This window comes from Ulvibacterium marinum, assembly GCF_003626755.1.
Lineage (GTDB): Bacteria > Bacteroidota > Bacteroidia > Flavobacteriales > Flavobacteriaceae > Ulvibacterium > Ulvibacterium marinum.
Genome location: NZ_RBCJ01000001.1, coordinates 1,395,979 through 1,408,923, shown reverse-complemented (window position 1 = coordinate 1,408,923; position 12,945 = coordinate 1,395,979). Strand labels below are relative to the sequence as shown.

Genomic DNA, 12,945 nt, shown 5'->3' with positions numbered 1-12,945 from the left:
TTTGTTACTTTTGTCGATGAAATACTCCCCCACCCAAACTCGTAACATAACCAAACTAAAAAAAAATGGGATTTTTTGATTTCTTGACGGAGGAAATTGCCATAGACCTGGGTACCGCAAATACACTTATTATTCATGCGGACAAGGTTGTGGTAGACAGCCCCTCTATCGTTGCCAGAGATCGTATTTCCGGTAAAATTATTGCAGTAGGCAAGGAGGCCAACATGATGCAGGGCAAGACCCATGAAAACATAAAGACCATACGGCCATTAAAAGATGGGGTAATTGCTGACTTCGATGCTTCGGAAAAAATGATCAACATGTTCATAAAGAACATCCCTGCATTGAAAAAGAAATGGTTTCCGCCTGCCTTACGAATGGTGATTTGTATCCCATCCGGTATAACCGAGGTTGAAATGCGGGCCGTAAAGGAATCCGCCGAACGTGTAAACGGCAAGGAGGTATATTTAATCCATGAACCCATGGCAGCAGCCATAGGTATAGGTCTGGACATTATGCAGCCCAAAGGGAATATGATTGTGGATATCGGAGGAGGAACTACCGAAATTGCGGTAATTGCCCTTGGTGGAATTGTTTGTGATAAATCGGTCAAAATTGCGGGTGATGTTTTCACCAATGACATCATTTATTACATGCGTACCCAACACAATTTATATGTGGGTGAAAGTACTGCTGAAAATATTAAGATTGAGATCGGCTCTGCAACTGAGGACCTTCAGACCCCACCTGATGAAAAATCGGTACAAGGCCGGGATTTGTTGACCGGAAAACCCAAACAGGTTCAGATTTCCTATCGTGAAATTGCCAAGGCACTTGACAAATCCATTCTTAGGGTAGAGGATGCAGTAATGGAGACCCTTTCCCAGACTCCTCCCGAACTAGCAGCGGATATTTACAATACAGGTATTTATTTAGCCGGTGGCGGATCCATGTTAAGGGGATTGGACAGAAGGCTTTCCCAAAAAACGGATTTACCGGTATATATCGCAGAAGATCCACTAAGAGCCGTAGTTAGAGGAACTGGCATTGCGTTAAAGAACTTGGAGCGATACAAAAGCATCCTAATCAAATAAAGCTTACTATAAGGAGGCTTCCCATGCCTATTGGGTATTTCCATTTTCTTTCAAAACCGTTTTCTGGAACCTTAGAAAATTATAAAGTGAATGCAGCAGATAATCAACTTTATTGTACGAAATAAAAATTTTCTGCTCTATGTCCTATTATTGATTATTTCATTGGCCTTCACGGTACAATCGCATACCTACCATCAATCTCGATTCTTTAATTCATCCAACTGGATAACCGGAAATATCTATGAGACCACTAATGGTATTTCTTCCTATTTTGGATTGGCCAAGGAAAACAAACGATTGGTGGAAGAGAATAAAATGTTGCGAAATCTATTGTTCAACAAAAAAATAAGTACCCCGGTAGAACTGGATACCACGAATATCAGGTATACTATTGTTTCGGGAAAAGTCATCAAAAATAGCTACTCGGACCCAAGAAACTACGTCACCATAAACAGAGGTGAAAAGGACAGTGTACAACCAGATATGGGTGTCATTACGGCCAAGGGGATTTTAGGCATCGTGGAAAATGTATCCAACAAGTTTGCAACCGTCCAGAGCATTTTAAACGAAAATTCAAACATCAATGCCAAAATTAAGAACACGAATCATTTTGGCTCCTTAATATGGGATACCAAACAATACAATACTGTACAACTGGTAGATATTCCACGGCTAGTTCCCCTTACCATTGGAGACACCATTGTAACCGGGGCAATGAGCAGTATTTTTCCGGAGAATATCCCTATTGGGACCATAAAGAAGTTTAATTTGGATACCTCCAATAGTTTTTACCACATAGATGTTACATTGTTCAATGATATGACCAATATTAAAAACGTGTACATCATCGACAATATCAACAGACCTGAAATACTGGAGTTGGAATCCAATACCTTTTCAAATGATCAGTAGTTCATATTTTATTAACGTAGTTCGCTTTACGCTATTGGTCCTAGTGCAAGTTCTGGTATTCAACCGACTTAATTTCTTTGGGTTCATAAACCCAATGGTCTATATATTATTTTTGTATTGGTATCCCATAAAAGAAAACCGTGCGGTCTTCATCGGCCTAAGTTTTTTATTGGGCTTTTTCATTGATTTCTTTTCGGACACTATGGCCATACATGCAGCTTCAACAGTCACCATTGCCTACCTAAGACCCGCCATTATGCGTTTCGTTTTCGGTGTAAACTATGAATTTCAGAGTTTTAGGTTGGGAAATGCCACTAAGGCACAACAAATTACATTTTTGGCGTTATTAATAATAGTGCACCATATGGTTTTCTTTGCACTGGAAATCTTTAGTTTGGCCAATATACTGCTGATTCTAAAAAAAGTGCTGGCCATAGGGTTGTCTACCTTGGTTTTGTGTTTATTGTTCAGCTCACTTTTTAGCGTTAGGAAAGAATGAGAAAGATCTTGCTTTCATCCATTATTGTAATTATCGGAATAACCTTTATTGGAAGGCTTTCCTATTTACAGATATTCAGTTTCTCTCCTGATCATGTACTGGAAGATCCGGCCATTAAGCGAATTTATGATTATCCCGAACGCGGCTATATTTATGATCGAAACGGTAAGTTGTTGGTCGGTAATGATCCGGCATATGACGTAATGGTCATTCCACGAGAGGTAAAGACATTGGATACTTTGGAGTTCTGTAATCTCTTGGGTATTGATAAAAAGAAGTTTAAGAAAGAGTTGAGAAAAGCCCGTATTTACTCCCCGAGGTTACCTTCTGTATTAGTACCCCAGCTTTCCAAGGAAGATTATGCCCGCTTGCAGGAAAAAATGCGCCGTTATCAAGGGTTCTACATACAGAAACGCTCCTTGCGCTACTATGACACGCCTAGCGCCGCTAGTGTCCTAGGCTATATTAGCGAAGTAAACGAGCGAGATTTGGCAGCAAACCCCTACTATATACAAGGAGAGCTTACAGGGCGTACCGGTGTGGAGAAACAATATGAGGATATCCTTAGGGGAAGAAAGGGCGTACAGTATATCCAAAAGGATCGATTTAATCGGGATATCGGTCCTTACAAGGATGGTATTTTGGACACACTTCCAGAACAGGGTAAGGAAATACACATAACCTTGGACAAGGAGCTTCAAGAGTACGGGGAACGTTTGATGCATGGGAAAAGAGGTGGTATTGTGGCTATTGAACCGGCTTCCGGCGAGATTCTCTCCCTGATCTCAGGCCCTACCTATGACCCTTCACTTTTGGTAGGCAGGGAGCGTTCCAGAAATTATAACAAACTTTACAATGATAGTATCCCAAAACCTTTGTTCAATAGAGCTGTGCTGGCCGAGCAATCTCCTGGATCCCCATTTAAAACTTTAAATGCGCTGGTTGCCTTGCAAGAAGGTGTTATTTCTCCCAGCACAACGGTTACTTGTTATAGTGGTTTTTTTGTTGGAGGCAGAAAAAGAGGCTGCCATTGCGGTGGGGGAACCCGGAATATGAACAGCGGAATTTACAAATCCTGTAATGCCTATTTTGCCAGTACATTTCGAAAGATATACGACAAGTTCAACACCACGGACGAGGGGATGGATGTCTGGGAAAAACATATAAAAAGTTTTGGATTGGGAGGATTTTTAGGCTATGACCTTCCTACCGGCAGACGTGGTCTCATCCCATCAAAGAAGTTTTATGATAAATGGTACGGGGACAACCGATGGGCCTCATCTACTATTATTTCTCTTTCGATTGGACAGGGTGAAGTATTGGTTACCCCAATACAATTGGCCAATATGACCGCTACCATAGCGAATAGAGGGCATTATTATACCCCACATGTACTTAAGAAAATTGAAGGTAATGATATTACCAATCCCAAATACACGGAACCCAAGCTCACTACTATCGATAGAAAGCATTTTGAACCGATAATTCAAGGAATGGCCGATGTTTACAAAAAGGGTACTGCACGCTGGGTACAAATTCCTGACATAGAGATTGCGGGAAAGACAGGTACTGTGGAAAATTTTACCATCATAGACAGTGTTAAAACGCAATTAACAGACCACTCAGTTTTTGTTGCTTTTGCACCTGTGGATAATCCCAAGATAGCCATTTCCGTATACATAGAAAATGGGTATTACGGTTCCCGATACGCGGGACATATAGCTTCCCTGATGATAGAAAAATACTTGAAAGGGGAAATTACTCGGAAAGACCTGGAAAAAAGAATGTTGGAAAAAACCTTGGAGCATGAGTATGCCAAACCGTTTAGCGGGGAGGAGTTCAAGATAAACGAGTATGTCTGGTAGAAGTGTCCTAAAACGAATCGACTGGCTTACTGTTTTCATTTACCTGGCATTGGTGATCATAGGTTGGGTAAATATTTATTCCAGCACATTTACGGAAGCAGAACCATCAATTTTTAATTTTAGCACTTTACATGGAAAACAGCTTTTTTTTATAGGGGCAAGCTTGGTTTCCATAGTGATTATTTTGGCCATGGAAACTAGTTTTTATGAACGTTTTTCCAGTGTTTTCTATATTGTATCCATGATTTTACTTTTAGGTCTTTTCATATTTGGAAAGACCATCGCGGGGGCCACTTCATGGTATGATCTCGGTTTTTTTAACTTGCAACCCTCAGAACTTGCCAAAGTAGTAACGGCTTTGGCATTGGCTAAATATCTAAGCGATATACAAACGGATATTAAGAGAGGGAAAGATCAATTATATGCCTTTTTGATCATTCTAGTACCCGTAATACTAATTATTCCACAACCGGATCCGGGAAGCGCATTGGTATTCTTTTCATTGGTTTTTGTGATTTTTAGGGAAGGGCTGCCTTTATATTATTTGGGCATAGGTTTTTTGGCAGTGCTGGTCTTCGTAACCACCCTTATGTTCGGAACCGTTTGGGTGAGCATAGCTACCGTGTTACTGATACTGCTATTCTTTTTACTCAAAAAGAAGAAATCCAAAATCCCGATTTTACCGCTTATTTCAATTGCCGCAGTCGCCCTTTTGTTTTCACTTTCAGTAAATTTTGTCTTCAACAATGTATTTGAACAACGCCATAGGGATAGGTTTAGTCTTTGGCTCCGTTTGGAAAAAGATCCAAATAAATTGGAGCAAATCCGTAAGACCATTGGCTACAATTCCTATCAATCCGAAAAGGCCATAGAATCCGGAGGATTCTTTGGAAAGGGTTTTTTAGAGGGTACGCGAACAAAGGGCGACTTTGTCCCGGAACAGCATACGGATTATATTTTCAGTACGGTAGGTGAAGAATGGGGCTTTGTGGGAACTACGACGGTCATAATCCTATTTACCCTATTATTTTTGCGATTGGTTTTTTTGGCGGAACGCCAGAAAAGTGATTTTAGCCGAATGTATGGCTATGGGGTAATCTCTATCCTTTTGATCCATTACTTCATTAATGTGGGAATGGTTATTGGGGTATTGCCGACCATAGGTATTCCCCTACCCTTCTTTAGCTACGGAGGGTCGGGACTTCTGTTCTTTACCGCTTTGTTGTTCGTCTTCCTAAAGTTGGATACCAATAGGTTAAAGGAAGAATTTTGAGCTAGCCTAAAACTTCCAGTCCTTTGTAGCAATTTCCTTTTCCAAATCCAATTCTATTTTGGTCTCAAGTTGTTCAAAAAAATCAATTTGGGTCCTTTCCTCGATTTCATCTACCGAAACGATAAATTTCTTAATCGACTCGCTAGTCTCCTTCGCAGGTATTAAGAAAGCAATTACCTTTAAGTTTTCAGCACTTCCCCTAGAGATAATCTTGTAATAATATTCAGGGACATCAACATCTTCCTCCCCTATTTCCATAAGACCATCTTCCAGAACGCCTCCGGTCACTACGAATAAGTCCCCATATCTTTTTGACCACTGGCGCACCTGCATTTCCAATCGGTTCCAGATACCGGAATTGAAGTCATTATTCTGTGGACTAATGTTACTCGTGTAAAACGTTTCGTTGTACGCTTGTTCCGAAAATCTACGATCCCCGGCTGGGCAGAGATGGCCACGATCATAGCCAGAGCCTCTATAATTGCGCCAATCGGCAGATTTGGTCCTTATTTTAGGGTCTTCGATAAAGTAGGGCCGCTTCCGATCATCATGGGTCAGATGTTCCTTTTTTAAGATGTAGGCTACCCATTCGGCTTGTTCAAAAGGTTCATTGTAGGACAACATAAAGTGATTATGCTCTATGAGAATGCCCGTTGTGGAGCTGGGAAGATAGATATCAGGAATTGTGGTCCTAGGATTTTTGTTGTCTTCGGTGGAATAGGTGTCCGGGGTATAAAAATTTTCAAAAACCCAAAAACCAATGATACAGCCCAAAATTAGAACGGTGTATATCTTCCTATTTTTATTCCGGGATTTTGCACGAACCATATGCCAAATTTAACGCAATCCCATAACTTGCCAATAGCCTTGTACCTGTAAGTATTCATTTAAAAAATCGACCAAAACAATTTATTTCTTCAATCAGTTATATGTAAATTGTATTGAAGCTTTTAATAGATTTTTCAATAGATAAACAAAAAATGCTGAACTGGAAAGATATCATACATTTTAGTATCAAAGGAAATCCAAAACCGGACCGAAGGGTCGAAAAGACTGAATCCGAATGGAGGGAACTGCTTAGCCCGGAACAGTTTAGAATTACCCGGAAAAAAGGTACGGAAGCTCCCCATACCGGGGAATTGTGCAGTATTTATGAAGCGGGGAAGTATAACTGTATTTGCTGTGATACACCGCTTTTTGATTCCACTATAAAATTCGATTCCGGTACAGGTTGGCCTAGTTTTACCCAACCTATTAAGGAGAATGCCATTAAATATGAAAGGGATTCTTCTTATGGGATGATTCGTGTGGAAGTAATGTGCAACACCTGTGATGCCCATCTGGGGCATGTTTTCCCTGACGGACCGGGACCTAATGGATTGCGGTATTGTATCAACTCCGAATCTATGCGGTTGCAAAAACAGGACAGTGATTCAAAAATGGAAAAGATAAAGGGTTAAACGGTTGATGATTGATAAAATTAAAAATTGAAGTAAGACTATGAACAACTCGAATTTAGGATTGGCCACAGTGGGAGGTGGCTGTTTTTGGTGTGTGGAAGCCGTTTTTCGGCAAGTAAAAGGTGTAGAAAAAGTGGTCTCCGGTTATAGCGGTGGCAACGCTCCAGGCAAACCTACCTACCGTGAGGTATGTTCGGGAAAAACAGGACATGCAGAAGTGGTACAAATCCATTTTGACAAAAACCAAATTTCATATACAGATGTCCTAACCATTTTTATGACAAGCCATGATCCAACCACCTTAAATCGCCAAGGTGCGGATGTAGGTACGCAATACCGATCTGTTATTTACTATCACAACGAGGAACAAAAAGAAATCGCCAAGGGTGTAATCCAAAACGTAGCTCCGTACTTTAACGAACCTATTGTTACGGAAATTAGTCCATTGGATATTTTTTACGAAGCAGAAGAGTATCACCAGGACTATTATGCCAATAATTCATCTCAGGGCTACTGCAGTGCGGTGATTACTCCTAAACTGGCAAAACTCCGTAAAATGCATGCGGACAAACTAAAGGATGTTTCTGTCTCGTAGATGATCAGGCACCTTTCCAAAAATTGGTCAATGATCTCTTTGTTAGGACATGAACAGGGTTAAACAGTAAACCCATAGTATAATGAGGAAGGGGCCTAAAATACCAGCCACTGAACCATTGAGCCTAAAATCTGCTTGGGATAGCTTTCCCGTGCTGAATGCAATCGCGTTGGGTGGGGTGGATACGGGAAGAAACAGGGCACAGGACGCACTTAAACCAATGACCAAGGGTAACACCATAGGATTGGATACCGACCATATACTGGCAATGGGAATCAAAATAGTAGCCGTAGCCGTATTGCTCATGATGTTGGAAAACAATACCGTAATAAACGCAAATACGAGTACCAATATCCAAAAGCCCAATTCCACATCTTCCATTTTCCCTACAAAGTACTCGCCCAGCCCTGTTTGTTGAATGGAAAGGCCAAGGGATAGCCCTCCAGCCACCAACATTAGGGTATCCCAAGGAATAGTCCGTACATCATCGCCTGTGGTAATACTCAGCATTGTAAACACCAAGATGGGCAAGCCGGAAACCATGGCGGGGGAAATACCGTGGATGTTCCCTGTCAACCATAATAAAATGGTCAATAACATCACCCCGAGCACAATTCGTCGCTGCGCCTTTCGTTCTTCCATTTGTATCAACTCTTCAGCATCCGGTTTTTTGTTAGGCTTTAGAAAATCCATGTTCAGTTCTGTAAGATCGGATTTATAAACATGGGTTAAAATATACCATAAGATAAATACCAACAATAATGCAACTGGGACACCAAATAACATCCATTCCAAAAAACCCACTTTAAAAGGTAGTCCTTTCATTGTATTTATCGCATCTACAGCAATGGCATTAGGCGGAGAACCTATAACGGTACCCATTCCACCAATTGCCGCAGCCGCCGGTATTCCCAATAAAAGGGCCTTTACAAAAGGTTCCTTGGCATCCAAAGTATTCAGTAAGGGGGCAATGGAGACAATCATCATAGCTGTTGTAGCCGTATTGGACATCACCATAGAAGCCAGGGCCGTGGCCAGCATAATGCTCAAAAGAACATTTTTGGGTCTTTTACCAAAACGCACGACGGAAAGTTTGAATACCTCTACGTCCAATCCGGTTTTTTCCATGGCCAACGCCAAAAAAAAGCCTCCCAGGATAAGCCAAATGACACTATCGCTCCAAGTGTTTATAAATTGTCCGTATTCAATAAAGTTTGGAGATTCTGGACTGTTTATGGCCGGATTTCCTAACGTAAAGACTAAAAATCCTATGATAAAAAGACCTACCGCAAAAGGCGGTATAGCCTCGGTGACCCAAAGACCTACCGAAAAAAATAAAAGGAATAGAACATAGTATTGGGGTTGGGTAAAAGTAGCATCACGCAACAGAAAGACACCTCCAAGGGCCGCCAAAATGCATAACAGAAAGGATATAATGTGTTGCTGGTTATCTACCTTGCGTTGCATCTTCCGCATAAAGCGGGTAGATGCCCTTCTAGAATCTGCCATGACTAATGGTATAAGTCTGCAAAGATAAAGTAGCTATTGGAATAAAGCTATTTATGAGATAACACTCTTAGATAAAAAGATCACTCCAAATTCCAATTTTGGGAAATAAAAAGTATTATCTCCAAAAACAAAGCCCCAACCATAGGTTGAGGCTCTTATATCAATGAAATGTGGATACTTTAATCCTTTATGGCCAACTTGCCATGTTTTATATTATTAATCTTTAGATCTTGCAAAACATTTACCGCCTCTTCCACATAGACATCCTTGGCCAAATTCTTATGCCAGCGATCTCTCTTTTCACGTAAAACCGAATCTTGGGTAAAAAGTTCCTTCTCATATTTCAAGGAAGTAAAAGTAAGATGGGAATCGTACTCCGAAATCGATTTGAAATAATCACTTCTTTCCTTGTCCTTTTTTTCCTCTTCCTTGTATACATCGTATTTTAAGGAAATAATCGTTTCGTCCTGTTCTTTCTTTAACCATTGCGCATTTTCTTCTATCATCTTAATTTGTGCATTCGCCGCCATACGCTTATTACTGTTCGCAATGGTCTGCTCATAATCTATATAACCATCCCATATCTCATAATCCGCTGGGGATATTTTGTCCCATTTTAAAGGATTGGATTGATCCCTTTCCCCTAAATCGATATAACTGTATTTGTCCGGAACCACAACATCGCTTTTTACACCTTCCAATTGGGTAGAGCCTCCGTTGATTCTATAGAATTTTTGCGTAGTCAATTTTATGGCGCCTAAATCTCCATGCTCATTGCTGCGGACAATATTGTCCAGCGGGATTACATTTTGTACTGTACCCTTACCAAAGGTCTGTTTGCTACCAATAACCACAGCTCTTTTATAATCCTGCATGGCCGCTGCCAAAATCTCGGAAGCCGAAGCGGAAAGTTCATTCACCAAAATCACCAAAGGTCCATCCCATTGGATTCGTTCATCCTTGTCATCATATACGTCCTTTCCTTTTCCACTAGATCGCACCTGTACAATTGGTCCATCCTTTATGAATAGGCCTGCCATTTCCACAACGGTCTTTAACGAGCCCCCTCCATTATCGCGTAAATCCAATATCAATCCTTCTACGCCTTCCTCTTTGAGCCGCTCTACTTCTTTGGCTACGTCACTAGCGGCATTGCGTTCGCTATAATCGTTAAAATCCACATAGAATTTTGGGAGATTGATGAGTCCGAATTTTTGGTTATCCTTAATAATATTGGCCGATTTGGCATAGGACTCCTCCAGCTCTACCACGTCCCGCGTAAGGGAAACTATTTCAACAGAGCCATCCACCTTACGTACGGTAAGATCTACAACCGTACCTTCCGGTCCCTTTATCAGCTTAATCGCATCGTCTAGCCGCATGCCCACAATATCTATGGGCTCTTCACCGTTTTGGCCCACTTTTATGATTTCATCTCCAACATCCAAACGCTGGTCCCGCCAAACAGGGCCACCCGAGATAATCTCTACAATTTTGGCACCCTCAGGCTTTTTTTGGAGACGTGCACCAATACCCTCAAACTTGCCGGACATACTCATATCAAATTTATCCTTGTCGTCCGGTGCAAAATAATAGGTATGCGGATCAAATTCGTCAACAATGGTATTGATGTACTGTACAAACCAATCCTTACGTTCCAAGTCATCTACAAAATCGAAAAACTCGTCCAAAGTTTTTTTGGTGGACTCCCTAGCAGCCACCTCAACTTCAACAATGGTTAAAGGCCTGTCCGAGGAGCTATTTTTATAATTACTATCCAAGGGACGTTTTGTATCCACCATAGCGATGTCTCCTCCGGATGCTCCGCCGCTCTTTGCACTTGTATTGATGTCCAACTTGGCATCATAGGTACCCAGGGTAGCATATTTCAGTTGCTTTCTCCAACGCTCCTTTAGTTCTTTTTTGGAAGTGGCAAAAGACTCTTCATCGTAGTTAATATTTATGGTTTCCTTCTTATTGTAGTCAAAAGGCTCCGCCAATACATCCTTGTATAACTCCTTGGCATCATTCATTCGCTTCATCAAACGGTCATAAACCAGATTAAAAAAGCTAATATCCGTATTCTTTATTTGGTCGTCTATTTGAAATTTGTATTGCTCGAATTCCAGGATATCCTCCTCCAAAAAATAGCGTTTTGTAGGGTCTATAATATCTATGAAATCCTCAAAAACACTAACCGAAAAATCATCATCTATGTCCTTGGGTTCATAATGCCCTTTTTCCAAAACATAAGTAATAAGATCCAACAACAACTTATCCTTATCATCATTTTCAAAAGACTTGTTGGTAAAACTACAGGAAGCCACGGCAACGAGGGTTAACAACAGAGCGTAGATAAAATTCTTTTTCATACTAGTTTTATAGTTTAGGGCGATTATTCAACGATTAAATACATTGAACAAGGCCGTACTTACATAAATTTCTCTAATTCCCTAATATACTGAAAAAACCATGCCAGTAGGTAATACGGAAGCATTAATTTTTTGTTAATGGACATTTGGGACATATCTTTTTTTTAAACGTATTTTTGCGGCATAAAGTATATTCTATGGCAAAACCTTTGATTTTGGTCACCAATGATGATGGTATCACCGCTCCGGGATTAAGGGCTTTGGTCAATTACATGAAGGAATTGGGCGATGTTGTGGTAGTTGCCCCGGACAGTCCACAATCCGGTATGGGACACGCCATTACTTTGGACAATACACTATATTCCCAAAAAATGCAGGTCGATTTTGATAACGGGGCATTAGAAGAGTACAGTTGTAGCGGAACCCCGGCGGACTGTGTAAAACTGGCGCTCCAAGAACTTCTGGAACGCAAACCCGATATCTGTGTCAGTGGTATAAATCATGGTTCCAATTCGTCCATTAATGTCATATATTCAGGTACAATGAGTGCTGCCATAGAGGCAGGTATTGAAGGGGTACCTGCCATAGGGTTTTCTTTGTGTGATTATTCTTGGGAAGCCAATTTTGTGCCTTGTGGCCCCTATATTCAGAAAATTGTCCGGGAATCCTTGGAAAACGGCATTCCCAATGGGGTTGTGCTCAACGTTAATGTGCCCAAGACGGAAGACAACGGCATAAACGGAATAAAGGTATGCAGGCAGGCACGGGCCAACTGGAAGGAAAAGTTTGATAAACGGACAAATCCAATGGGCAAGGATTATTATTGGCTTACAGGAGAATTTGAGCTTTTAGATCATGGTGAGGATACCGATGAATGGGCGCTGAGCCAAGGCTATATTTCACTGGTACCCACCCAGTTTGATCTTACTGCCTACCATGCCATTCAACAGTTGAATACATGGGATTTATAATTTGCGGTGTAAAATAGGAAATCATAGATATGGTAACCCGCAAAATTGAATTAATTGCAGCCCCAAGAAAATAAACGCATAATAAGTTTTGAACATGAATGTTAAGAAAGAGCTCTTCATAGGTTTTGCGGTAGGCATTATTGCCAATACCTTAGGAACACTTTTATATATTCTTTTATTTTCCGATTTGGGTATAACGGATACTTTTAACGCCGCCGTAGAACAAGACCATGTAGGTAGCTTGCTGGCCTTGGGTGCTATCCTGAACTTACTGGCATTTTTTGGTTTTTTGAAAATCCGAAGAGATCAGCGTGCCAAAGGGGTATTGATCGCTACGATTTTAACCGCCCTAATCATATTGTTTTACAAGGTTTTTTGAAATCCAGTTTTAAGGG

At 40.9% G+C, this 12,945-nt stretch carries 12 protein-coding genes; 9 read left to right on the top strand and 3 right to left on the bottom strand.

What is annotated here, in order from left to right; genetic code table 11:
* The first annotated feature begins 65 nt into the window (after window positions 1–65).
* The 5 genes from D7Z94_RS06060 to rodA all read left to right on the top strand — a co-directional run bounded on the left by D7Z94_RS06060 (window position 66) and on the right by rodA (window position 5,643).
* Window positions 66–1,094, top strand: coding sequence for a rod shape-determining protein (locus tag D7Z94_RS06060; RefSeq protein ID WP_120710592.1), 1,029 nt, complete (start codon window positions 66–68; stop codon window positions 1,092–1,094).
* Window positions 1,095–1,184: 90 nt separating this feature from the next.
* Window positions 1,185–2,006, top strand: a complete 822-nt coding sequence (gene mreC / locus D7Z94_RS06055) for a rod shape-determining protein MreC (RefSeq protein WP_120710591.1) — start codon at window positions 1,185–1,187, stop codon at window positions 2,004–2,006.
* On the top strand, window positions 1,996–2,505 hold the full coding sequence (locus D7Z94_RS06050) for a rod shape-determining protein MreD (protein ID WP_120710590.1): 510 nt from the start codon (window positions 1,996–1,998) through the stop codon (window positions 2,503–2,505). The genes mreC and D7Z94_RS06050 overlap by 11 nt, the downstream gene beginning before the upstream one ends.
* Window positions 2,502–4,370 (top strand): penicillin-binding protein 2, encoded by a 1,869-nt coding sequence (mrdA, locus tag D7Z94_RS06045; protein ID WP_120710589.1) that lies wholly within the window; start codon window positions 2,502–2,504, stop codon window positions 4,368–4,370. Before D7Z94_RS06050 ends, mrdA begins: the two co-directional genes overlap by 4 nt.
* A complete protein-coding gene (gene rodA / locus D7Z94_RS06040; protein ID WP_120710588.1) occupies window positions 4,360–5,643 on the top strand; it encodes a rod shape-determining protein RodA in 1,284 nt (427 codons plus the stop codon). Before mrdA ends, rodA begins: the two co-directional genes overlap by 11 nt.
* A 6-nt stretch (window positions 5,644–5,649) precedes the next feature.
* On the opposite strand, the gene D7Z94_RS06035 is transcribed toward rodA, so the two are convergent.
* Complete coding sequence (locus tag D7Z94_RS06035) at window positions 5,650–6,471, bottom strand: DNA/RNA non-specific endonuclease (protein ID WP_120710587.1); 822 nt, start codon at window positions 6,469–6,471, stop codon at window positions 5,650–5,652.
* A gap of 152 nt (window positions 6,472–6,623) precedes the next feature.
* Here D7Z94_RS06035 and msrB point away from each other — a divergent pair, with 152 nt between their 5' ends.
* Both msrB and msrA read left to right on the top strand, forming a co-directional pair.
* Window positions 6,624–7,103 (top strand): peptide-methionine (R)-S-oxide reductase MsrB, encoded by a 480-nt coding sequence (gene msrB / locus D7Z94_RS06030; RefSeq protein WP_120710586.1) that lies wholly within the window; start codon window positions 6,624–6,626, stop codon window positions 7,101–7,103.
* Window positions 7,104–7,143: 40 nt separating this feature from the next.
* On the top strand, window positions 7,144–7,698 hold the full coding sequence (msrA, locus tag D7Z94_RS06025; RefSeq protein ID WP_120710585.1) for a peptide-methionine (S)-S-oxide reductase MsrA: 555 nt from the start codon (window positions 7,144–7,146) through the stop codon (window positions 7,696–7,698).
* Between the two features lie 42 nt (window positions 7,699–7,740).
* On the opposite strand, the gene D7Z94_RS06020 is transcribed toward msrA, so the two are convergent.
* Window positions 7,741–9,207, bottom strand: coding sequence for an SLC13 family permease (locus tag D7Z94_RS06020; RefSeq protein ID WP_120710584.1), 1,467 nt, complete (start codon window positions 9,205–9,207; stop codon window positions 7,741–7,743).
* A 179-nt stretch (window positions 9,208–9,386) separates the two neighbouring features.
* On the bottom strand, window positions 9,387–11,579 hold the full coding sequence (locus D7Z94_RS06015) for a carboxy terminal-processing peptidase (protein ID WP_120710583.1): 2,193 nt from the start codon (window positions 11,577–11,579) through the stop codon (window positions 9,387–9,389).
* A gap of 197 nt (window positions 11,580–11,776) precedes the next feature.
* Between D7Z94_RS06015 and surE the strand changes: the two genes are divergently transcribed.
* Window positions 11,777–12,550: a 5'/3'-nucleotidase SurE gene (gene surE / locus D7Z94_RS06010; protein ID WP_120710582.1), complete on the top strand. Its 774-nt coding sequence runs from the start codon at window positions 11,777–11,779 to the stop codon at window positions 12,548–12,550.
* Between the two features lie 94 nt (window positions 12,551–12,644).
* Window positions 12,645–12,929: a hypothetical protein gene (locus D7Z94_RS06005; RefSeq protein WP_120710581.1), complete on the top strand. Its 285-nt coding sequence runs from the start codon at window positions 12,645–12,647 to the stop codon at window positions 12,927–12,929.
* The last annotated feature ends 16 nt before the right edge of the window (window positions 12,930–12,945 follow it).

Coding starts and splice junctions, on each gene's coding strand:
- D7Z94_RS06060 (WP_120710592.1), top strand. CDS start 66: ATGGGATTTTTTGATTTCTTGACGGAGGAAATTGCCATAGACCTGGGT.
- mreC (WP_120710591.1), top strand. CDS start 1,185: ATGCAGCAGATAATCAACTTTATTGTACGAAATAAAAATTTTCTGCTC.
- D7Z94_RS06050 (WP_120710590.1), top strand. CDS start 1,996: ATGATCAGTAGTTCATATTTTATTAACGTAGTTCGCTTTACGCTATTG.
- mrdA (WP_120710589.1), top strand. CDS start 2,502: ATGAGAAAGATCTTGCTTTCATCCATTATTGTAATTATCGGAATAACC.
- rodA (WP_120710588.1), top strand. CDS start 4,360: ATGTCTGGTAGAAGTGTCCTAAAACGAATCGACTGGCTTACTGTTTTC.
- D7Z94_RS06035 (WP_120710587.1), bottom strand. CDS start 6,471: ATGGTTCGTGCAAAATCCCGGAATAAAAATAGGAAGATATACACCGTT.
- msrB (WP_120710586.1), top strand. CDS start 6,624: ATGCTGAACTGGAAAGATATCATACATTTTAGTATCAAAGGAAATCCA.
- msrA (WP_120710585.1), top strand. CDS start 7,144: ATGAACAACTCGAATTTAGGATTGGCCACAGTGGGAGGTGGCTGTTTT.
- D7Z94_RS06020 (WP_120710584.1), bottom strand. CDS start 9,207: ATGGCAGATTCTAGAAGGGCATCTACCCGCTTTATGCGGAAGATGCAA.
- D7Z94_RS06015 (WP_120710583.1), bottom strand. CDS start 11,579: ATGAAAAAGAATTTTATCTACGCTCTGTTGTTAACCCTCGTTGCCGTG.
- surE (WP_120710582.1), top strand. CDS start 11,777: ATGGCAAAACCTTTGATTTTGGTCACCAATGATGATGGTATCACCGCT.
- D7Z94_RS06005 (WP_120710581.1), top strand. CDS start 12,645: ATGAATGTTAAGAAAGAGCTCTTCATAGGTTTTGCGGTAGGCATTATT.